A 20,181-nucleotide genomic window follows, 5' to 3' on the forward strand; every position below is an offset into this window, starting at 1 on the left:
CCCCGCGCCGGCCCCGCCATTGGCGCTGCGGCCCCGCCGGCTTTCGGTGACGGAGGTGGAGACCTTCCTGCGCGATCCCTATTCCATCTATGCCCGCCACGTTCTGGGCCTCATCCCCCTCGATCCGCTGGACGCCGCCCCCGGCGGGGCGGAGCGCGGATCGGCCCTGCACGAGGCCATCGGCCGCTTCACCCAGGAGCACCCCCGCAAGCTGCCGCCCGATGCGCTGGAACAGCTGCTGGAGGAAGGCCGGCGCGCCTTCGCCCCGCTGAAGGCCTTTCCCGCCGAGCATGCCCTGTGGTGGGCGCGGTTCGAGCGGGCGGCGGGCTTCCTCGTCGCCTTCGAGCGGGAGCGGCGCGTGCATCTCGACCATGTGGTGGCGGAAGCCTCGGGCAGCCTTGAAATCCCGCTGGGCGGCGCCGCCTTCCGCCTCACCGGGCGGGCCGATCGCATCGAGGTGCGCCGCGACGGCCTGCTCAACATTCTCGACTACAAGACCGGCACGGCGCCGAGCGCCAAACAGGTCGCCTCCCTCTCGCCCCAGCTGCCGCTGGAAGCCGCCATGGCCAGGCGCGGCGCCTTCCCCGACGTGCCGCCGGTGGACGTGGTGGACCTGCTCTATGTGGAGCTGAAGGGCGGCGCAGCGGGGGGCGAGGAGAAGCCCATCCGCATCAAGGACCGCGACACCATGGACCTCGCCGAGACCGCGCTCGCGGGCCTTGAAAGCCTGCTCATGGCGTTCGAGAACGAGGCGCAGGGCTATCGCTCGCTGGCGGCGCCGCAATGGTCCGGCACCTTCGGCACCTATGATCATCTCGCCCGCGTGCGCGAATGGGCGCTTTCCGGGGAGGAGGGCGAATGAGCGCTGACCTTGCCTCCGCTGCCCGCGACCCCAAGTCCGAGGCGACGCGCCGCCAGTCGGAGGCCTCCCACCCTGCCTTCTCGGCCTGGGTGTCGGCCAATGCCGGCTCGGGCAAGACCCATGTGCTGGCGCGCCGCGTCATTCGCCTGCTGCTGGCGGGCACGCCGCCGGGGCGCATTTTGTGCCTCACCTATACCAAGGCGGCGGCGGCCAACATGGCCAACCGGGTGCTGGCCATCCTCGGTCGCTGGGTGCGCCTGCCCGATGGGGAGCTGGATGCCGCCATCCGCGACACGGTGGGCTCGGCCACCGACGCCGCCCTGCGCGCCCGCGCCCGCCGGCTGTTCGCCGCCGCGCTGGAGACGCCGGGCGGGTTGAAGATCCAGACCATCCATGCCTTCTGCGGCGCGCTGCTGCACCGCTTCCCGTTCGAGGCGGACGTGGCCGCCGGCTTCGGCGAGCTGGACGAGGTGGGCCGTCAGGAATTGATGGCCCGCATCCGCGCCGACCTCGTGGTGGCGGCCACCCGCGTGCCGAACGCGCCCCTGGGCGAGGCGCTGGCGCGGTTGACGCAGGACATGTCCGACAGCGGCCTGTCCGGCCTGCTGGAGGCCGCCATCGCCCTGCGCGCGCGCATCCAGCCGCTGGGCGATACGCCGCGCGCGCGGCGTGAAGCTGTGGCGCGGGCGCTCGATCTTCCGGCGGATGCGCGCGTGGCGGATCTGGAAGTGCAGATGCTGGCGAGCCCCCATTTGCCCCATTCCGAATGGGCGAGTGCGGCGGCGGAGCTGGCCGCCTCCGACAAGGCCACCGACCGCACACGGGGCGATGATCTTCTGGCCGCCGCCGAGGTGGGAGACATGGCGTCCGGCCTTGCCGCCTGGCGGCGGGTGTTCTTCGGGTCGGAGGGTCCGCGCTCCGACCGCAACCTCTTCACCAAGGGCTTCGCCGACCGTGCCCCCGGTCTTGCCGCGCGGCTGCGGGACGAGCGCGACCGCCTCGCGCTCCTCGCCGACCAGCTGCTGGGCGCCCGCACTCTGGAGCGCACCGAGGCGGCACTGACCCTCGCGGCAGAGGCCGTCCGCCGCTACGAGGCGGAGAAGGCGGCGCGCGGGCTCTTGGATTTCGACGACCTCATCGTCAAGGCCGCCCAGCTGCTGTCGGACCAGCCCACCTTCGTGCAGTACAAGCTGGACCAGGGCATCGACCACATTCTGGTGGACGAGGCCCAGGACACCAGCCCGCAGCAGTGGCGCGTGGTGCAGGGCCTTGCCGACGATTTCTTCTCCGGCGCCGGCGCGCGGGAGGACGTGACGCGCACCCTGTTCGTGGTGGGGGACGAGAAGCAGTCCATCTTCTCCTTCCAGGGTGCCGATCCGCGCGCCTTCGGCGAGATGCGCGCCACCTTCGCCCGCAAGGCGGGGCCGAATGCCCTGCGGCGGGTGGAACTGCCCCATTCCTTCCGCTCCGCCCCGGGCGTGCTGGAGGCGGTGGACCAGATCTTCTCTCGCCCCGAGGCCCATGATGGCCTCACGCTGGACGCGGTGGCCCCCGTGCACGCCGCCATCCGCGCCGATGCGCCGGCCCTGGTGGAGATCTGGCCCACCACCACGCCGGAGCCCGCGACCCAGCCCGACAATTGGCGCCGCCCGCTGGACGAGGCGCCGGCGGACGATCCGGTCAGCCGGCTGGCCCAGCGCATCGCCGGCTTCATCCAGGCCGGCATCGCCACCGGCCTTGCCATCCCCTCCCGGCAGGGCCGGCCCATGCGCGCGGGCGACGTGCTGGTGCTGGTGCGCCGGCGCGGGCGGGTGTTCGAGGCCGTCATCCGCGCCCTGAAGGAGCTGAAGGACGCGCAGGTGGAGGTCGCGGGCGCCGACCGCCTGGTGGTGGCCGAGCACATCGCCGCCCTCGACCTGATGGCCCTGGGCGACGCTCTGGTTTCCCCCGACGACGATCTGGCGCTGGCGGCTTTGCTCAAGAGCCCGCTGTTCGGCCTCACCGACGATGATCTCCTCGCCCTGTGCCCCGGCCGGGCGGGGCGGCTGGTGGATGCGCTGAAGGAGGCGTCCGATCCCCGTCATGCCGGCGCATGGGCGCGGCTCGCCGCGTGGCGCGGAGAGGCGGCCTTGCTGCGGCCGTTCGATTTCTACGCCCGCGTGCTGGGCCGCGACAGCGGCCGGCGCGCCATGCTGGCCCGGCTCGGCCCCGAGGCGGCGGACGTGCTGGACGAATTCATGGCGCTGGCCCGCGCCTACGAATCCACCGAGCCGGCCAGCCTCGCCGGCTTCCTCGCCTATCTGCGCCGGGGTGGCGCCGAGACCAAGCGCGACATGGAGAGCGGCCGCAACGAGGTGCGGGTGATGACGGTGCACGGCGCCAAGGGCCTGGAGGCGCCCATCGTCATCCTCGCCGATACGGTGGACATGCCCAAGGCGCGCTCCGCCGGCGGCCTTTTGTGCGTGCCGGGGCCGCAGGGCGAGGTGCCGGTGCTCGCCCCGCGCAAGGCGGAAGACCCCGAGCGCCTCGCAACCGCCCGCGCCGCCGCCGCCGCCCGCGAGCTGGAGGAGCACCGCCGCCTGCTCTATGTGGCCCTCACCCGGGCCGAGGATGCGGTGATCGTCTGCGGCGCGGAGACCCGCGCGCCGGCCAAGGACAAGGCCCATGCCCGCCCCGAGGGCTGCTGGTACGAACTGGTCCGCGCCGCCCTCGCCCCGGAGGCGCAGGAGCGGGACGCCATCGGCTTCGCGGGTCCGGTGTTGCGCTGGAACAAGGGGCCGGGCCTCGCCGTGGCCGGGCCGGCGGTGGCCTCTTCCGCGACAGGGGACGAGCCGCCGCTTCCCGCCTTCTCCCATCCGCCGGCGCCGGAGCAGGCCCCGCGCCTGCTGCGCCCCTCCAAGACTGAAGCCGCAGGTCCCTCGCCCCTGCGCACCCCGGCGCCAGAAACGGCGCTGTCGCCCCTGGTGCGGGGCGATCTGGTCCACCGCCTGCTCGCCGGCCTGCCCGACCTGCCGGCGCCCGAGCGCGCCACGGCGGGGCTGAGGCTGCTGCGGCACGCCGCGGACAAGGTGGCGGACGACATCCATCGGGAGGTGCTGGAGGAAGCGCTCGGCGTCCTCGGCCATGCGCCGCTCGCGGACCTGTTCGGCGCGGGAAGCCGGGCGGAAGTGCCGGTCATCGGCCGGCTGAAGGCGCGGGAGGGAGCGGACTTCCATGTTTCCGGCCGCATCGACCGGCTGGCGGTGACGCCCGACCTGCTGATCGTCGCCGACTTCAAGACCGACCGCTCGCCACCCCAGCGGCCGGAAGACGTGGCGGAGGCTTATGTGGCGCAGCTTGCGGTCTATGGCGCTCTTCTGTCGCAGGTGTTCGCGGGGCGCGCGTTCGAGGCGCGGCTGGTCTATACGGCGGGTCCTCGCGTTTTCCGGCTCGAATCCGGCCGGCTGCAGGCGGCGCTGGTGCGGCTCGGCCTCACCTCGCCGTGACGGCGCCTTGACGAAGAGGGGAGGGGCTCCCTACGTTCGGTCCCAACATTCAGTAGTTCCCCCGGTTCCCCCCTACGAGGTCTGCCATGTCGGTCGAGAAGGTTTCGGATCAGAATTTTGAGCAGGACGTGCTTCAGTCCAGCGCGCCCGTCATTGTGGACTTCTGGGCCGAGTGGTGCGGCCCCTGCCGCATGGTGGCCCCCATCCTCGAGGAAGTGTCCGGCGAGATGGGCGAGAAGATCCGCATCGTGAAGCTGAACGTGGATGAGAATCCTGCCACGGCTTCCAAGTACGGCATCATGTCCATTCCCACCCTGCTGCTCTTCAAGGATGGCAAGATCGCCTCCCGCCAGGTGGGCGCCGCCCCCAAGGCGAAGCTGGTGCAGTGGATCAACGCCGCGATCTGAGCCCGGCTGATCCCGCTTCGGGCACAAGCCGCCGGTGTCCTGACGGGCGACGGCGGCTTTGTCGTGCCGCGCTGTCTCCAGAGTTTTTCAACTTGAAGTTGTATGGTTCTCAGAACTGCGCCATCGCATCGGCGAAGGACGACCTCTTGACCTTGAAGGCGGACGCCGGCTTCACCCGCCAGGGCCGGTCGAGGCACAGGCTCGCGTCGTTGAGCCGGGCCGCCTCGGCGTGCGCGTCGCTTTCACTGGCATAGCGCCGCGCCTCCCTGGGAAAGAAGGCGCCGCCGGGAATGATGAGGTCGGCGCCATCCTCGGTGGCCATCCGGGTTTCGCTGCCGTCGAAGAAGACCCAGCCGCACGGCGCCGCGGGCACCAGCCGTGCCACCATGTGGGCCGTGGGGAGATCGCGGGCCTGCGGCGGCGTGCGCCGGGCGTGGAAGGGAAAGCCGAACATCATCACAAGTCCTCTTCTGCCGTTGGGACGCGCCACGCGTGTCCATGGGGGCTTTGAAGAGGGAATGCCGGCGCAGGGGAGACGTTCCCTGCCATCGGGCGGCAGGGCTTACAAAAGGTTGATGACCGGCGCCAGAATGGGTGTCGCTCACGCGCCGCGCGGGGCTGGAGCGCGGGCCTGAAGCACGAGCTTGGAGCGCGGGCTTGGAGCGCGATCCGGGCAAATGGCACTGTACGCTGATCGGCGCGGGCTCAAGACCGGCGGCCGATGAGGCAGGCTCATCGGCCATTGCTGTCAGCCGTTGCGGCGGGCGCCCCGCAGGGTCGGCAGGCCGATGCCGGCGGCATCGAAGCCGCCATCCACCGCCAGTTCCTGGCCGGTGATGTAGCTGGCGTGGTCACTGCACAGGAAGAACACCGCCTCCGCCAGTTCCTGCTCCAGTCCGTAGCGATTGAGCGGGATGCTGTCGTGATAATCGGCGCGGATCGCGGGGGAGTGCACCGCCTTGGCCATGGCGGTTTCCACCGGGCCGGGTGCCACCGCATTGACGCGGATGCCGAGGCTCGCGAGTTCCACCGCCAGCTGCTTCGTGAGATGCGCGAGGGCGGCCTTGCTGGTGCCGTAGGCGGTGCGCAGCGTCGAGGCGCGCAGGCCGGAGATGGAGGTGATGTTGACGATGGCCCCGCCGCCCTGCTCGCGCATCAGCGGCGCCGCGGCCTTGGTGCAGATGAACGGGCCGCTGAGGTTCACCTCGAACACCCGGCTCCATTCCGCGTCGTCGATCTCCAGCAGGGGCTTGAACACCGCGACGCCGGCATTGTTGACCAGCGCATCGAGCCGCCCGAACCGCGCCACCAGAGCGTCAACGGCGGCGGCGATGCCCTTGGCGTCGGAGACGTCGCAGGTGAGGGCCAAGGTGCGGTCGGCTTCGCCGAGGCTCGCGACGGCGCCCTCGAGCAGCGCGCCCTGGATATCGAGCAGCGCCACGCGCCAGCCTTCGGCGAGGAACTTCTTCGCCACGGCAAGCCCGATGCCGCGCGCGGCGCCGGTGACGAGGGCGACCTTCTGATCTGTGGAGGACATGAGCGTTTCGCTTCCCAAATTTTGGTCCCTCTTATCCCGGTGCGCCTGGAAACGAAATGCCCTTGTGCGCGGCGGGCTTGTGCGCGGCGCCAGAGCCGCACGGCTGGGCGTGTCCATCGGCCCCGATGGCACGGAGGGCCGGGCCATCTACGACGCCGTGGTGCTGGCCACCGGCTATGCCCGCGACAGCGGCCGGGCGCTGCTCGGCGGGCTGGAGCCTTATGTCACCGTCGGCGCGGTGGGGCGCGACTACCGGCTCGCCACCGCCCCCGAGTTCCGGCCGGCGGTGTTCATCCAGGGCACCAATGAGAGCACCCACGGCCTCAGCGACACTTTGCTTTCGGTGCTCGCCAGCCGGGGCCAGGAGATTGCCGAGGCCTTGCTGGCGGCCCGTTCGGCCGCGGCGGTGGCGCCGGTGCGGCGCCACCTGGGACGTGGCGGGGCGACCGGTCAGCGACGCCCGGCGTTGGCGCAGCGCCACTGGTAGGGGGTGTCGCCGACGAAGCGGCGGAAGACGGTGGTGAAATGGGCCTGGGTCTGGAACCCCACCGCAAGGGCGATCTGGACCAGGGGATCGCGGGTGTCGCGCAGCAGATCCTGCGCCCATTCGATGCGCCGCTTCAGCAGAAACTGGTGCGGCCGCAGGCCGGTGGCACGGCGGAACTGGGCGGCGAAATGCATCCGGCTGAGGCCCGCAGCCTCGGCCATCTCCGTCAAGGTCACCGGCTCGGCGAGATGGGCCTCGATGAAGGCCATCACGCGCTTCAGCCGCCAGGCCACGAGGCCGGACTTGATCCGCGGCATCGACCGCGCCGGGGCTCCGTCCGGCCGGGGGGCTTGTGCCGGCAGCGGCTGCCCATCGTCGAGCGCGGATTGGGCGAGCGTCCCTTGCCCCAGCGTTCCTTGCCCCAGCGTTCCTTGGCCAAGCGTTCCTTGGCCAAGCGTCCGTGCCATGACGGCCAGGCGCAGCGCGTCGGCGTAGAGGCCGGCGAAGGCGTCGCCGCTGCGCTCAGCCGCCTCCAGCGCCAGCGACAGGTGCTGGACCACCGGGTCGGTCGCGACGACGGCGCCGCGCGGTCCGCTCAAGGCCCACGTGCGGGCCACTGCAAAGGGGATGGTCTCGGCCGGCACGGTGACGCCGGCGCGATGACCTTCGGCGGGCGCGGCGTCGGTGATGACGGCTGGGGGCAAGGCCTGCTTGGCGCGGGGCGGGAGCGAGCGACCTTCAAGAGACGGCGAGACATGGAAAGACATGATCGGGACCCCATGAGTCTCGGAGCTGGACAAAGCCGCGGGCTGTCATCTTGAGGAAGAGAAGGTTCCGCCATCCCAACACTTGGAAAAGGGATGAGGTGGATCCCGTCTTGCACTCCGGAGGACTTGCCCCGTCGCCGGCTGGCGGTGTTCTCAGAGTATCGATCGGGCGCCGTCACTCCATTCTACGTCGGTTTCGCGATCCATATGATGGGATGGGCCGGGCCATACCTTGGTATGGAACCTCCTCCTCCACGTCCGGCGCGCGCCGGTCGCGTCGTGGCGAGCGCGATGCAAGCAGTCCGGCCGGCGCCGTGCGATTGGGACAGACGTGGACTTTGATGCAAGACGCGCCCGGCGCCCTGCGGTTAAGTGGGGGCAACCCATCACCTTGCGTCGTGCCTGCAAGTCCGCCCAGTATTGAAACCGTCCAATACCGTATCTGTTGTTTCAATCCACGAAGGCTCCTCATGTCCGCGTCGGGGACCGCCAGCATCCAGGACGGCAGCGCCAACCGCTCGCGCGGCTGGCTGGCGCTCGCGGCGCTATGGGCCGCCGCGATCTTCCTGATCGACACGTTTTCGCCGCTCGATATGGCCATCGCCGTGCTCTACGTGGTGGTGGTGCTGTTCGCGGCGAGCTTCGTGGAGAAGGCGGGGCTGCTGCTCATCGCCGGCGCCTGCATCGGCCTCACCGTGCTCAGCTTCGCCATCATGCACGCGGACAACTACACCCTCTCCGCCACCATGCGGGGCCTCGTGAGCATCGCCGCCATCACGGTGACGACGCTGCTGTCGCTCCGCAACCAGGAGGCGACGCGCTCCCTGCGTGACCAGGCGGCGTTGCTCGATCTCTCCCACGACGCCATCTTCGTGCGCGACACCGCCGATATCATCACCTCCTGGAACCAGGGGGCGGAGCAGCTTTACGGCTGGTCGGGCGTCGAGGCGGTGGGACAACAGGCGGCGACGCTGCTGCGGACGCGGTTTCCTGCGCCGCGCGAGCAGATCGTCGCCGAGGTGCTGCGCACCGGACGCTGGGAAGGCGAACTTGTCCACATGACGCGGGATGGGCGGCTCGTCACCACCATGAGCCGCTGGTCGCTCCAGCGCGATGCGCGCGGGCGCCCGGTGGCCACCATGGAGACGAACAGCGACATCACCGAGCGCAAGCGGGCCGAGAACGAGCTGCACCAGGCCCAGGCCGACCTTGCGCACGTGACGCGCGTGACCACCCTGGGCGAGCTGACCGCCTCCATCGCCCACGAGGTCAACCAGCCGCTGGCGGCCATCGTCACCAACGGCGAGGCCTGCCTCAGGTGGCTGCGGCGGCCGGTGCCGGACATGGGCGAGGCCGAGGTGTCCGTCGAGCGCATGATCGCCAATGCCCGCCGCGCCAGCGAGGTGGTGGCCCGGCTGCGCGCCCTGGCGCGCCGCAGCGAGCCGGTCCATGTCCGGCTCGACCTCGGCGAGGTGATCGAGGAGACGGTGATGCTGATCGAGCGGGAACTGTCCAACCACGGCGTCCGCCTCCACATGGCCATCGCCCCCGCGCTCCCGCCGGTGCTCGGCGACCGGGTCCAGCTGCAGCAGGTGGTCATCAATCTGGCGCTCAACGCCATCCAGGCCATGGACGGCGAGGCCGATGAGCACCGGCGGTTGCGCATTTCCGTCGCGCCCAACGACGACGACGCCCCCGGCGTCGCCATCACCGTCGAGGACGATGGACCCGGCGTGGATGAGGAGAAGCTGCCGGTGCTGTTCAATCCCTTCTTCTCCACCAAGAAGGACGGCATGGGCCTCGGCCTGTCCATCTCCCGCTCCATCGTGGAGGCCCATGGCGGCCGCATCTTCGCCGCCCGCGGCGACGGCACCGCGATGCGCGGCATGCGCTTCACCCTCGTCCTGCCCCGCGCCAGGGAAACCGTGTCGTGATCCAGCGTTCGCCGTCCCGTCCCGCGCCGCCATCCAATGATCCCGTGGTGATCGTGGTGGATGACGACGCGGCCCTGCGCGAGGCGCTGTCGAGCCTGTTCCGTTCCATCGGCCTGGAGGTGGCGCTGTTCGCCTCGGCGGCCGAGTTCCTCGCTGCCAAGCTCCCCGAGGTGCCACGCTGCCTGGTGCTCGACATCCGGCTGCCGGGCGTGAGCGGGCTTGATTTCCAGGCCCAGCTGGCGCGGACGGGCACCGACATGCCGGTGATCTTCATGACCGGGCACGGGGACATCCCCATGACCGTGCGAGCCATGAAGGCGGGCGCGGTGGATTTCCTCACCAAGCCGTTCCGCGACCAGGACATGCTGGACGCCGTCGCCGCCGCCATCGAGATCGACCGGGCGCGGCGCGACGAGCGCAAGGCCGCCTCCCGCCTCACGACGCTCTACGAGACGCTGAGCCCGCGGGAAAAGCAGGTGATGGCGCTGGTCACCGCCGGCCTCATGAACAAGCAGGTGGCCGCCGAGGTCGGGCTGAGCGAGATCACCGTGAAGATCCATCGCGGCCATGTCATGCGCAAGATGGAGGCGCACTCCCTCGCCGATCTGGTGCGCATGGCCCAGGCGCTGGGCCTCGACAATGCCAAAGGCTGAGCGCGCAAACGTGTGTATGATTCAAGTCGCGAGGGGGAGGGCGCTATAGTGAGGGCAGATCCCGCGCAAGCTCGCGCAGGCCTCCTGGTGTCGAGGTAACTTGAAGTGCGCCTTCTCCCGATGATCACGATCATCGACGACGACGAGTCGGTCCGTGTCGCCACGGAGAGCCTTGTCCGGTCGCTGGGCTTCGGAGCGAAGTCGTTCGCTTCCGCCGAGGATTTCCTGGGCTCGCCTTTGCTCGGCGAAACCGACTGCGTCATCACCGATGTACAGATGCCCGGCATGAGCGGCGTGGAACTGCGCAGCCACCTGCGCGCCCGGGGTGACCTGACCCCGCTCATCTTCATCACGGCCTTTCCGGAGGAGCGCATCCGCCGGCAGGTGGATGCCGCAGGCACCTTCGGCTTCCTCGCCAAGCCCTTCGACGGCAACGTCATGATCGAATGCATCGACCGCGCGCTGCAGGCGAGGTCCGGCCCCGCCCAGCTGTGATGCAACTGGCGATGCGCCTTTGCGGCACATCCTTCCCTGCAGAATGGCCCAAGGCCGGCTGACCCCGACCGGCCCGCGCCAGCAGGCTGCGCGGGCTGGTGCTTCCGGTCGCGCGCTTTCCCGACCTGCGGCCCGAAGTCGGCCGCAATTGGCCCTGATCGTCGCCGCGCATGCCGCAGATCGCCCCGCCCTCCCGCCGCATCTCCAGGAACCCGGTCATCGCCGTGCTGCGGACCGGCTTCCGCGTCGTGTGCGGCGTGGTCATCCTGCTCGACGAACTGGTGCGGCCGCTCTACCGCCCGCTCATTCGGCGCATCGCCGCGCTGCGACTCATGCAGGCCTTCGAGGGATGGATCGCGCGCCGCTCGCCCTATGCGGTCCTGGTCCTCATCGGCGTGCCCTATGTGGTGGTCGAGCCGCTGAAATTCCTGGCGCTGATCGGCATCGCCAACGGCCACGGGACGATGGGGACGCTGGTCTTCCTCCTCGCCAATCTCGTGAGCTTCGTCCTCATCGAGCGCATCTTCACCGCCGGGCGGACGCAGCTCATGACCCTGCGGCCCATGGCCTGGCTTATCGAGACCGCGGGCGCCGTGCGCGCCTCCGTGGTGGGCTGGCTGCGCCTCGCCGAACTCAAGGCGCGGCTGCGCGTGCTGGCGCGCTGGGCCCGCCTCCATTTGCGCTGAGCAGACGAAATCCAAGTAACAGATGAAACCCAAGTATGAGTCCGGAACACGATTGGGCGATTCTGGCGGGGGTGCCGGGGCACTAAGATTCATCTCGTTCCACACCGCCTCCGAGCGCTGATGCAGGCGTGAGGGAGGACGCTTCGGGCCGCACGGGCCCTGACGCGTGCTTCAATCGGAATGAAAGGATTGCCGCAATGACCACCACCATCGCCAAGGCCCGCCAGGCCGCCCCGCTGCACACCCCCACCGACCTCGGCGCGGACGCCACCCGCGATCTTGCCGCCGCACTCACGGGGCTGCTTGCCGACATGTTTGCCCTGTACCTGAAGACGAAGAATTTCCACTGGCATATGTCGGGTCCGCACTTCCGCGATTACCATTTAATGCTGGATGAGCAGGGCGAACAGATCTTCGCCGCCACTGACGACATCGCCGAGCGGGCCCGCAAGGTGGGCGGCACCACGCTGCGCTCCATCGGCCGCATCCACCGGCTCCAGCGGCTCGCCGACAACGAGGCGGACTATGTGACGCCGGAAGACATGATCGCCGAACTGGCCGAAGACAACCGCCGCCTGGTGACCTTCCTGCGGGAGGTGCACAACGTGTGTGACGCGTATCACGACGTGGCCACGGCAAGCCTCGTGGAAAACTGGATCGACGAAGCCGAGCGCCGGGCATGGTTCCTCTTCGAGATCACCCGCACCCGCTGAGCGATCGTCCCGCCAAGAAAGCCCGCCGGTTCACGCCGGCGGGCTTTTGCGCGTCTGGAGCGGCGTGGGCTGAACGGCGCGAATTGGAGGTCATGCCGACGGGCGATGAGCACCGGTCAAAGACCCGGGCCGCTGGTGCAAGCCCTGGATGGGCGCGGTTCGCATCTGCGGAGGCCGGAGACAATCGGTCGATGGATGCGGGGCCGGGACCTGGCCGTCGGGATTTTGGAAGGCGCGTCGACGGCCCCTACGCGTTCCGGGCGCGTTTTCTCTTCTCAAGTTTAGAGCGTTTTCAAGCGAAGTGGATACCGGTTCGCGTGAAGAAAACGCGTTAACACAAAGTTCTAGAGCGATTGCCGCCAGCCAGGGCGAGCGGAAAACGCTCTAGAGGCGGTTCACTGTGCAACGCGCGCTGGCGCGGGAAGTGCCGACCGATGTCGGCGGTTGCGCTCAAGTCCCGTGCGGGCTTGATACCAGTATCCGATAAATCAATCGCGTCGGATGGTGCTTTTCCGGCTTTCGTCCTGGATGCCGACACAGCTGCGCCCGCGCCCGTCCTTGCGGGACGGAGCGCGGGCTTGCGCACTGCAGACCGGGAGCACCGGGCGGCGGTCAGGCCGTCGCCCGTTGTGCGGGAACCGGCTGGACCGGCGGGGTGTCGTCAGAGACCCTGCGAGGTTGCGTCCTGGGCCGGGCCCCAGTGGGGGTTCGGGGCGGTGGCGGGCACGGTGGCGGGCGCCGGGTGGCGCAGCACGTTCGGCACGTTCACCGCGTGCGGCTGGTTGCCGAAGAAGAGGGCACGGTTGTGGCCGTTGGCATAGTCGTTGGCGAAGACCTGGTATTCCTGCTCGTTCTCCTTCGCCGTGTATTCGTCAGCATAGGCGGTGTTGATGATGCCGATGCCCACGAAGGCCACGGTGCCGAGGGTGGCGAGGATCTTGAAATGCGCGTTCATGGCTGGAACTCCTTGTTGAGTACGAAAACAACTTAACGCCATGACGGTCTGTGCAAAATTATGCGTTCCGGGGTAAGTCTAGTCTGTAGATATCGAGCCGGCGAAACCTTGGTATGAGGCGAAGGAGCGCAGCCTCCCGCGGCCGGCGCCCGCCGTCTCTCACCCGTGGCGGTGCGTCATCCGGGCCCGCATCTGCAGGGCGGTGGCCACCGCGCCGAAGCCGATGCCGAGCGCGCTCACCATGGCCCATCCACCGCTGGTCCAGGCGAGCGTCGCGAGGGCCGAGCCCGCCGCGCCGCCGAGGAACATGGCGCCCATGAACAGGGTGTTGAGCCGGGCCCGCGCCGCCGGCCGCAAGGCGAAGACGATGTGCTGGTGAGAGACCAGGGCGCTCTGCATGCCGAAGTCGAGCAGCACGCAGCCCACCACGAGGCCGGCGATGGACCCCCAGGCGCCGAACACGATCCAGGAGAGGAGGGTCACCGCCGTTCCCAGCACCACGGCGCCGGTGGGGCCGTGGCGGTCCGCAAAGCGGCCGGCGATGGGGGCGGCCAGGATGCCCACGGTGCCGACGAGGCCGAACAGGCCCGCAATGTCGGGCCCCAGGCCGAATTCCGGGGTTTCCAGCCGGAAGGCGAGGATGGTCCAGAACACCGTGAACGCGCCAAAGAGCAGGGCCTGGGTCACCGCCGCCAGCCGCAGCGCCGGGAATTCGCGCCACAGCTCCACCATGGAGCCCATGAGCCGGCCGTAGCCCATGGGGGAATCGGGGGCGCTGCGGGGCAGGATGGCGGCCATGAGCGCCGCCGCGGTGAGCGCCATGGGCACCGCGAGCCAGAACATCTCCCGCCAGCCCGCGTGGGTGGCGACGATGCCGGCGAGCGTACGACTGAGCAGGATGCCGCTGAGCACGCCGGCCATCACCATGCCCACCGTCGCGCCGCGGCGCGCGGGCGCGGCGAGGTGCGCCGCGAGCGGCACGATCTGCTGCGCCACGGTGGAGGCAAGGCCCACGGCGAAGGAGGCCAGCACGATCACCAGCGCGCTCGGGGCGATGGCCGCCAGCGCCAGCGCGGCGGCGAGCACGACGAACTGCACCACGATGAGGCGCCGCCGCTCCACCAGGTCCCCCAGCGGCACCAGCAGGAACAGGCCCAGCGCATAGCCGAGCTGGGTCGCGGTAGGGATGGCAACCGTGAGGCCCCCGGGCAGGTCCTGCCCGATCACCGCCAGCATGGGCTGGTTGTAATAGATGTTGGCGACCGCGATCCCCGCCGCAGCCGCCATCGCGAATGTGGCGCCGGGGCCGGCGGCGGACTCCTCGGACGTGATCTCGTGCGCGGTCATATCTCCATCTCCGTATTCGGCACGCCGGGACGGCCGCCTTGGGACGGCCATGTCGGGTCGGCCGTGTTGGGCCGGCCGGCGTCTGTTGCAATGGAAGATAGGATGGTGCTGCGTGGGATATAGTGTCTTCTCGTGATGCACGATCCTATCGGAATTCGTTATGATGGATTTGGGCGCCCTCACCCTCCTCGTGGAGACCGCCTCGGCGGGGAGCCTTGCTGCGGCAGCCCGCCGGCTGCGGCTGTCGCCCATGGCGGCGAGCCGGCTGCTGGCCGGCCTGGAGCGCGAGCTGGACGTGCGGCTGATGCATCGCTCGACGCGTGCGCTCTCCCTGACCGATGAAGGCCTCGCCCTGCTGCCCCATGCCCGGGCCATGCTGGAGGAGCACGCCGCCGGGCTGGCGAGCGTCAAGGGCAAGGGTGCGGGGGCAAGCGGACTTCTGCGCGTGACCACCTCCCATGCCTTCGGCCGGCACATGGTCGCGCCCCTGGTGGCGGGCTTCATGCAGGCCAATCCGCAGGTGCAGGTGGACCTTCAGCTCACCGACAGCGTCGTGGATATCATCGCCGAGGGCATGGACCTGGCCATCCGCATCGCCACGCCCAGCGACAGCAGCCTTGTCGGCCGCAGGATCGCGGACAGCCCGCGGGTGCTGGTGGCCGCGCCGGCCTATCTCGAAAGCTGCGGATCGCCTCACGACCTTGCGGCGCTTCAGCAGCACGCCTGCCTCACGGTCAGCGCGGCGCCGCACTGGAGCTTCCGCGCCGGCGGCGAAATCCGGCGGGTGAAGGTGGCGGGGCGCTTCACCGCCAATTCCATCGACGCCCTGCACGAGGTCTGCCGCGGCGGCCTCGGCATCGCCAACCTCTCCAGCTGGAACGTGCGGGACGACCTTGCCACCGGCGCGCTGCGGCAGGTCGCCCTGGCCGATGCCGTTCCCGAGGCGCTGGGCATCTGGGCGGTCTACCCCACGCGCCGCATGGTGCCGTGCAAGGTGCGCCTGTTCATCGATGCCGTGTCCGCGCGGCTGAAGGAAACCGCCTGAGGCGCGGCTCGCCCCAGGGGCGCAGCGGATGGGCCGCCGGGATCATGCGGGGGTGGCGGGGCTGTCCGTAGGGGGCGCCTGGAAGCGCACGAGGGCGTCGTCGAACGTGTTGGCAAACTGAAACAGATGCGCCAGCCCGCTGATGTCGAAGACCTGGAAAATGGTGTAGTGGACCGAAGACAGCACCACCAGTCCCGCCTTGCCGCTGACAAGACTGTGGTGGCGCCAGAGCAGCCTCAGGCCGGTGCTGTTGATGTAGGTGACGCCGGCAAAATCGATCAGGGTGTTGCTTCCGCCGGTCCCGAGCCAGTTGTCGAGCAGCTCGCCCAGCTGGCCGCACCCCAGCGTGTTCAGCTGGCCGGTCAGGTTCACGGTCAGGATGTTGCCGAGGGTGGCATGCTTGATGTCGAGCATCAGACCTCGTCCGTCTTGCCGGGACGCAAGCTGCCGATGGGCGCGGGCCGTGGCGCCGCACCCGTGTGCGAGGGCATCCTCATTTCGTCCCTGTCACCTGTCATCGGGCGCCATGACCCATCGCAGGAAGGCCCATCCCAGATCGCTCCCGCTCCAAATCACTCCCGGTCCGTGACATGTTAACGTGAACCGACACGGAATCGGCAGGTTCAGGCCAGCCTCCGGGGTTGTTAGCACAGACGGGGTTGCACGGCTCCATGGCGCCTCTCAAGATCCTTTCGCTCGATGGTGGAACCCGGCCGCTGATCACCTGCCACCTGCTGCGGCGGCTGCTGGACGGGCAGCCCGGGCTGCTGGAAGACGTGGATGTCTTCGCCGGAACGTCCGCCGGTGCCGTCACCTGCGCCATCATCGCGGTGTCCGATACGGTCCGCGAAGGGGTCGAGCGCGCCATCGCATTCTGGCAGCTCTGGCACCCGTTCGAGGGGGCGGGACCGTTCAGCCCGCGCACCCTGGCCGCCATGTCGGGCCTGTCCGCCTTCCTGACCCACGAGACGCTCTACCAGCACCTGCGCGACCTCCTGGGCGAGGTGCGCCTGCGCGATGTCCGGCGCCGGCTGCTGATGCCGGCAGTGGCCGTCGACAACAAGGTGGGGCTGAAGGAATATCGCCACTGGTCCATCGAGATTCATCACAATCTCGGGGCGCAGGAGCTGCCGGTGTCGCCGCTGCTGGCCGATATCGCGCTCCACTCCAGCTCGATCCCGGTGCTGCACCCGGTGTTCCAGGGGCGGGTGGACGGCGGCCTTTATGCCAACAATCCCAGCATGTGCGCCCTGACCATGGCGATGGATTTCCTGACCGCCGACCTTGCCACCACCATGATCCTCTCGGTGGGCCAGGGGCAGGCCAACAGCTACATGGCGCTGCCGGGCGGCGACGTGGGATATGGCGGGTGGCTGCTGAACATGGAGCGCCCCCTCGCCCTCATCAAGCTGGTGATGGAAGCCAATCTTCAGGCCACCACCTACCAGGCCAGCCGGATCCTGGAAGACCGGTTCGTGCGCCTGGACCCGTTCCTCGCCACCGACCTGGAGCCGGAGGCCTCCGTCCCGCCCGAGGTCTTCAACCAGCGGCAGGAGGATATGGCGGAACAGGCGGATATCGGTGCGGCGCTGGCGCAGCTGGAGGAGATCGGCTGGATTGCGGCTCCGGGGCCGGCTGAACCGGTGGCGCCGGCGGCCGGCGGGACCGCTTCATGACTTGGCCCCAAGCCTGTTGGCCACGTCGGACAGCTCCTGCTCCGGCAACAGCCGGATGAGCGCGAACGCCAGCGCCGCCACCACGCCGGCGGCGGCAAAGATGGTGAACATGGCGGATTGGTAGTCCGAAACCACGATCAACTGCCCCGCCGCGCCCAGCTGGGACAATTGCCCGAGCCCGATATTGTCCATGTCCTGCCCGCCGCCGGCCGGCAGCAGTCCTCCCGCCTGCATGGCGAGGATCGCGCCCGCCACCGCGATGCCGAAGGCGCCGCCGAGGGAGCGGAAGAAGCCCGCCGTGGAGGTGGCGGTGCCGATGTCCTCGTGGGCCACGGCGTTCTGGTAGGCCACCGTCAGGCCGGGCATCAGCAGGCCGAGCCCGGCACCGAGCGGAAACAGCAGCGCGCCCATGAGGTAGGGGGAGGGCAGGGCATAGGCCGAAAGCGCGAGCGCGAACAGCGTCAGGGCCGCGACGCCGACGCCGGTGACCGCGAACACCTTGTAGCGGCCGGTCCTTGTGATGGCCCGCCCGCCGTACAGCAGCGACAGCATCAGCCCCGCCGCCGAGGGCACCATGGCGATGCCGGAGGCGGTGGGCGAGAGGCCGCCCACGAGTTGCAGGTACAGGGGCAGGAAGGCAAGCGCGCCGAACACCGCGATGGTAATGAGTGTGGCGACGCTGGTGGCGATCAGCCAGACCTTGTTGCGCACCATGGCGAGGGGGATCAGCGGCTCCTTCACCCTGGCTTCGATCGGCCCCAGCAGCAGCGCCAGCCCCACGGCCGCGATGGCGAGGGCGATCACACCCGGGGAGGTCCAGCTGCCGTGGCTGCCCTGGTTCAGCGCCAGCAGCACGCAGCTGGTGGCGGCCATGATGACGACGAAGCCGGGAAAATCGATACGGTGGCTGGTGGTGCGCACGCCCGGCGGCAGGCCCATCCACAACAGGGCCAGGGCCGCGGCGCCCAGCGGCACGTTCACATAGAAGATCCAGCGCCAGGACCAGAATTCGGCGATGACGCCGCCCAGCGGCGGGCCGGCGAGGCTGGCGATGGTGAACACCGCTCCGAACAATCCCTGGTAGCTGCCGCGGCGCCGCGGCGACACCAGGTCCGACATGGTGATCTGGGTGAGCGTCATCAGCCCGCCGGCGCCGATCCCCTGGATGGCGCGGCCGAGGATCAGCTGGTTCATGCTCTGGGCCAGGCCGCTGAAGGCCGAGCCGGCAAGGAACAGCAGCACCGCGATGGTGAGCAGGGGCCGGCGGCCATACATGTCGCTCAGCTTGCCGTAGAGCGGCGTCGCGGCGGTGCTGGTGAGCAGGAAGATGGTCAGCACCCAGGTCAGGCTGTCGAGGGCGCCGAATTCGCTGGAGATCAGCGGCAGGGCCGGGCCGACGATATTGGCGTCGAGCGAACTCAGCGCCAGCACCAGCAGCAGCCCGGCCAGCACGCGATGAAATTTTTCCGGCGGCAGCGCGATGGCGGCATCGTCGCTCGCGGCGGGGACGGGAGCGGGTGCGGGTGCACTCACGAGGACGATCCTGCGGACGATCCCACCGCCGCGGCCGGCGCCGTCCCGCCGGGGGAGGGGGATGACCCGTCGCAGGCGGCTGCGCCCGCTGCTGCGGCGTGGGCCGCTTCCGCGCAGGCGAGGAGCAGGCCGGCCACGTCCTGCGGCACGTCGATCATGGCATCGTGCCCGGATTGCAACTCGCGGATGGTGAAGCGCGGGTCCTTGGCGAGCTGCGCCGCGATATCCCGGAAATCGGGCGCCGGGAAGCGCAGGGTGCAGGCATAGGCCAGCACCTCGATCTGCAGCCAGGCCCCGGTCAGCACCGCCGGATCGGTATAGGTGCGCAGCGCCTGGGGCACGCAGCGCCGGTCGACCCAGGCCACGTCCTCGGGCGCGGCCAGCGCGTAGAGGGCGGCGGGGGCGGGGGGCAGCACCGGGCCGCGCGGCGTCTCCACCACGCGGGAGACGATGGCCTCGCGACGCTCGGGGGTGTCGAGATCGAGCAGCGAGCGGCCATCCTGCGGCAGCAGGGCATCGAGAAAGACGAGGGCGCCGATCTTTGCCGGCACACGGTCCGCCACCTGCGTCGCCACCGCGCCGCCATAGCTGTGGGCGCACAGGATGACCTGGCTCAGCTCTTCCGTCTCGATCACCGCCAGCACGTCGTTCACATGGGTGGCGAGGCCCACGTCGGGCGACAGCAGGTGGGCGCGGTCGCCGAGGCCGGTGAGGGAGGGCGCGAACACGCGGTGGCCCTCGCCGGCCAGGATCTCGACCACGCGGCGCCAGCACCACCCGCCGTGCCAGGCGCCGTGCACGAGGAGAAAATCAGCCATTGTCAGGATCTCGCCGGCAGCGATGATGTCGGGGCATATGGTCGTTGCTATAGTCACACCAGTTGAGCGTTTTTCTCAAGGTGCGTTCGGGGCGAGGGCTGCCGGAGCGGTTTTGCTGCCGCGTCGCGGTCCTGCGGATCGTGGCCGGAGCGGGGGTGGAGATGAAGCCGCATATCCTGTTGATGGGTGAAGCCGTAACCCTGACGCACGTGGTCCGCCCCACCTTGCTGGCCGATGCGCTCCATGCCGCCGGCTACGGGGTGACGCTGGCATGCGACCCGCGCTTCAACGCCCTGATCGGTCCGCGCCCCTACCGCACCATCGCGCTGAAGTCCTCCATCGATCCTGCCACCAGTACCGCGCTGTTGAAGCAGAACCAGCCCTTGTTCAGCGTCGAGACCTTCAACGCCTATGTGCGCGAGGATGTGCGCCTGATGCGGCTGGTGCAGCCGCAACTGGTGGTTGGCGACATGCGCCAGTCCCTCGCCATCAGCGCGCAGCTCACCCAGGTGCCCTATGTGAACATCATCAACGCCCACTGGAGCCCGTGGTCGGACGAGCCGTTCGCGCTGGTGGACCATCCGCTCTACAAGGTGCTGGGCCGGGACAACGGAGACCGGCTGCTGGCGCTGATGACGCCGCTCGGCTCCCTGATGATGGCGCTGCCCATCAACATCGCCGCCCTCAACAACGGGGTCGCCCCCATCGGGGCGGGGCTGCGGGAGACCTTCTGCGCCGGGGATTATGTGGTCTATCCCGACATCCCGGAGCTGAGCCCCAC

General features: G+C 69.6%; 19 protein-coding genes and 1 pseudogene. 12 read left to right on the plus strand and 8 right to left on the minus strand.

All coding sequences use genetic code 11. The annotated features are described in order from the left end of the window. The 3 genes from K9U41_RS14500 to trxA form a co-directional block, all read left to right on the plus strand. Positions 1-862 (plus strand): PD-(D/E)XK nuclease family protein (locus K9U41_RS14500; RefSeq protein ID WP_282641560.1); only part of this gene is annotated, 862 nt, incomplete at its 5' end. After that, positions 859-4,347, plus strand: a complete 3,489-nt coding sequence (gene addA, locus K9U41_RS14505) for a double-strand break repair helicase AddA (protein ID WP_282641561.1) — start codon at positions 859-861, stop codon at positions 4,345-4,347. The genes K9U41_RS14500 and addA, both read left to right, overlap by 4 nt. An 86-nt stretch (positions 4,348-4,433) precedes the next feature. Next, the gene (gene trxA / locus K9U41_RS14510) at positions 4,434-4,754 is read left to right on the plus strand and encodes a thioredoxin (protein ID WP_282641562.1); all 321 of its coding nucleotides are present in this window, start codon (positions 4,434-4,436) and stop codon (positions 4,752-4,754) included. A 109-nt stretch (positions 4,755-4,863) separates the two neighbouring features. Here trxA and K9U41_RS14515 read toward each other — a convergent pair whose 3' ends face one another. Together K9U41_RS14515 and K9U41_RS14520 are read right to left on the minus strand one after the other, a co-directional pair. Continuing rightward, a complete protein-coding gene (locus tag K9U41_RS14515) occupies positions 4,864-5,211 on the minus strand; it encodes a hypothetical protein (protein ID WP_282641563.1) in 348 nt (115 codons plus the stop codon). A gap of 291 nt (positions 5,212-5,502) precedes the next feature. After that, complete coding sequence (locus K9U41_RS14520) at positions 5,503-6,291, minus strand: SDR family NAD(P)-dependent oxidoreductase (protein WP_282641564.1); 789 nt, start codon at positions 6,289-6,291, stop codon at positions 5,503-5,505. Positions 6,292-6,355: 64 nt separating this feature from the next. Between K9U41_RS14520 and K9U41_RS14525 the strand changes: the two genes are divergently transcribed. Then, the gene (locus K9U41_RS14525) at positions 6,356-6,778 is read left to right on the plus strand and encodes a hypothetical protein (protein ID WP_282641565.1); all 423 of its coding nucleotides are present in this window, start codon (positions 6,356-6,358) and stop codon (positions 6,776-6,778) included. Here the strand turns inward: K9U41_RS14525 and K9U41_RS14530 are convergent. Then, a complete protein-coding gene (locus K9U41_RS14530) occupies positions 6,742-7,482 on the minus strand; it encodes an AraC family transcriptional regulator (RefSeq protein ID WP_282641566.1) in 741 nt (246 codons plus the stop codon). The two genes, K9U41_RS14525 and K9U41_RS14530, sit on opposite strands and share 37 nt — an antisense overlap. 533 nt (positions 7,483-8,015) lie before the next feature. On the opposite strand from K9U41_RS14530, the gene K9U41_RS14535 reads away from it, so the two are divergent. The 5 genes from K9U41_RS14535 to K9U41_RS14555 all read left to right on the plus strand — a co-directional run bounded on the left by K9U41_RS14535 (position 8,016) and on the right by K9U41_RS14555 (position 12,026). After that, positions 8,016-9,479, plus strand: coding sequence for a sensor histidine kinase (locus tag K9U41_RS14535; protein ID WP_282641567.1), 1,464 nt, complete (start codon positions 8,016-8,018; stop codon positions 9,477-9,479). Then, a complete protein-coding gene (locus tag K9U41_RS14540; protein ID WP_432715799.1) occupies positions 9,476-10,132 on the plus strand; it encodes a response regulator transcription factor in 657 nt (218 codons plus the stop codon). The genes K9U41_RS14535 and K9U41_RS14540 overlap by 4 nt, the downstream gene beginning before the upstream one ends. Positions 10,133-10,252: 120 nt before the next feature. After that, positions 10,253-10,627 carry a response regulator transcription factor gene (locus K9U41_RS14545; RefSeq protein WP_282641568.1) on the plus strand — a complete coding sequence of 125 codons (375 nt, stop codon included), beginning with the start codon at positions 10,253-10,255 and terminating at the stop codon, positions 10,625-10,627. 170 nt (positions 10,628-10,797) lie between these two features. Then, positions 10,798-11,313: a hypothetical protein gene (locus K9U41_RS14550; protein ID WP_282641569.1), complete on the plus strand. Its 516-nt coding sequence runs from the start codon at positions 10,798-10,800 to the stop codon at positions 11,311-11,313. A 197-nt stretch (positions 11,314-11,510) separates the two neighbouring features. Next, positions 11,511-12,026: a Dps family protein gene (locus tag K9U41_RS14555; RefSeq protein WP_282641570.1), complete on the plus strand. Its 516-nt coding sequence runs from the start codon at positions 11,511-11,513 to the stop codon at positions 12,024-12,026. 661 nt (positions 12,027-12,687) lie between these two features. On the opposite strand, the gene K9U41_RS14560 is transcribed toward K9U41_RS14555, so the two are convergent. Then, the gene (locus K9U41_RS14560) at positions 12,688-12,981 is read right to left on the minus strand and encodes a hypothetical protein (protein WP_282641571.1); all 294 of its coding nucleotides are present in this window, start codon (positions 12,979-12,981) and stop codon (positions 12,688-12,690) included. A 159-nt stretch (positions 12,982-13,140) separates the two neighbouring features. Beyond that, positions 13,141-14,328, minus strand: a complete 1,188-nt coding sequence (locus K9U41_RS14565) for an MFS transporter (protein WP_282641572.1) — start codon at positions 14,326-14,328, stop codon at positions 13,141-13,143. Between the two features lie 160 nt (positions 14,329-14,488). Here K9U41_RS14565 and K9U41_RS14570 point away from each other — a divergent pair, with 160 nt between their 5' ends. Beyond that, positions 14,489-15,373 carry a LysR family transcriptional regulator gene (locus K9U41_RS14570; protein WP_282641573.1) on the plus strand — a complete coding sequence of 295 codons (885 nt, stop codon included), beginning with the start codon at positions 14,489-14,491 and terminating at the stop codon, positions 15,371-15,373. Positions 15,374-15,415: 42 nt separating this feature from the next. Here K9U41_RS14570 and K9U41_RS14575 read toward each other — a convergent pair whose 3' ends face one another. After that, entirely contained in the window at positions 15,416-15,787 is a 372-nt protein-coding gene (locus tag K9U41_RS14575; protein ID WP_282641574.1) for an STAS domain-containing protein, read from the minus strand. Positions 15,788-16,044: 257 nt separating this feature from the next. Here K9U41_RS14575 and K9U41_RS14580 point away from each other — a divergent pair, with 257 nt between their 5' ends. After that, on the plus strand, positions 16,045-17,049 hold the full coding sequence (locus tag K9U41_RS14580) for a patatin-like phospholipase family protein (protein WP_282641576.1): 1,005 nt from the start codon (positions 16,045-16,047) through the stop codon (positions 17,047-17,049). Here K9U41_RS14580 and K9U41_RS14585 read toward each other — a convergent pair. Beyond that, positions 17,044-18,582 (minus strand): MDR family MFS transporter, encoded by a 1,539-nt coding sequence (locus tag K9U41_RS14585; RefSeq protein WP_282641577.1) that lies wholly within the window; start codon positions 18,580-18,582, stop codon positions 17,044-17,046. The genes K9U41_RS14580 and K9U41_RS14585 overlap by 6 nt on opposite strands. After that, positions 18,579-19,400: an alpha/beta fold hydrolase gene (locus K9U41_RS14590; RefSeq protein WP_282641578.1), complete on the minus strand. Its 822-nt coding sequence runs from the start codon at positions 19,398-19,400 to the stop codon at positions 18,579-18,581. The genes K9U41_RS14585 and K9U41_RS14590 overlap by 4 nt, the downstream gene beginning before the upstream one ends. A gap of 161 nt (positions 19,401-19,561) precedes the next feature. Here K9U41_RS14590 and K9U41_RS14595 point away from each other — a divergent pair. Next, positions 19,562-20,181 (plus strand): annotated as a pseudogene (locus tag K9U41_RS14595) (hypothetical protein); the annotation flags it as partial.

The sequence above is a fragment of the Xanthobacter autotrophicus genome (genome assembly GCF_029991245.1).
Classification (GTDB): domain Bacteria; phylum Pseudomonadota; class Alphaproteobacteria; order Rhizobiales; family Xanthobacteraceae; genus Xanthobacter; species Xanthobacter autotrophicus_C.

What these genes read in the sequence shown, in the direction of transcription:
- K9U41_RS14560 (WP_282641571.1), bottom strand. Translation starts at nt 12,981, where the DNA reads ATGAACGCGCATTTCAAGATCCTCGCCACCCTCGGCACCGTGGCCTTC.
- trxA (WP_282641562.1), top strand. Translation starts at nt 4,434, where the DNA reads ATGTCGGTCGAGAAGGTTTCGGATCAGAATTTTGAGCAGGACGTGCTT.
- K9U41_RS14535 (WP_282641567.1), top strand. Translation starts at nt 8,016, where the DNA reads ATGTCCGCGTCGGGGACCGCCAGCATCCAGGACGGCAGCGCCAACCGC.
- K9U41_RS14590 (WP_282641578.1), bottom strand. Translation starts at nt 19,400, where the DNA reads ATGGCTGATTTTCTCCTCGTGCACGGCGCCTGGCACGGCGGGTGGTGC.
- addA (WP_282641561.1), top strand. Translation starts at nt 859, where the DNA reads ATGAGCGCTGACCTTGCCTCCGCTGCCCGCGACCCCAAGTCCGAGGCG.
- K9U41_RS14520 (WP_282641564.1), bottom strand. Translation starts at nt 6,291, where the DNA reads ATGTCCTCCACAGATCAGAAGGTCGCCCTCGTCACCGGCGCCGCGCGC.
- K9U41_RS14550 (WP_282641569.1), top strand. Translation starts at nt 10,798, where the DNA reads ATGCCGCAGATCGCCCCGCCCTCCCGCCGCATCTCCAGGAACCCGGTC.
- K9U41_RS14575 (WP_282641574.1), bottom strand. Translation starts at nt 15,787, where the DNA reads ATGCTCGACATCAAGCATGCCACCCTCGGCAACATCCTGACCGTGAAC.
- K9U41_RS14515 (WP_282641563.1), bottom strand. Translation starts at nt 5,211, where the DNA reads ATGATGTTCGGCTTTCCCTTCCACGCCCGGCGCACGCCGCCGCAGGCC.
- K9U41_RS14545 (WP_282641568.1), top strand. Translation starts at nt 10,253, where the DNA reads ATGATCACGATCATCGACGACGACGAGTCGGTCCGTGTCGCCACGGAG.
- K9U41_RS14555 (WP_282641570.1), top strand. Translation starts at nt 11,511, where the DNA reads ATGACCACCACCATCGCCAAGGCCCGCCAGGCCGCCCCGCTGCACACC.
- K9U41_RS14565 (WP_282641572.1), bottom strand. Translation starts at nt 14,328, where the DNA reads ATGACCGCGCACGAGATCACGTCCGAGGAGTCCGCCGCCGGCCCCGGC.
- K9U41_RS14580 (WP_282641576.1), top strand. Translation starts at nt 16,045, where the DNA reads ATGGCGCCTCTCAAGATCCTTTCGCTCGATGGTGGAACCCGGCCGCTG.
- K9U41_RS14570 (WP_282641573.1), top strand. Translation starts at nt 14,489, where the DNA reads ATGATGGATTTGGGCGCCCTCACCCTCCTCGTGGAGACCGCCTCGGCG.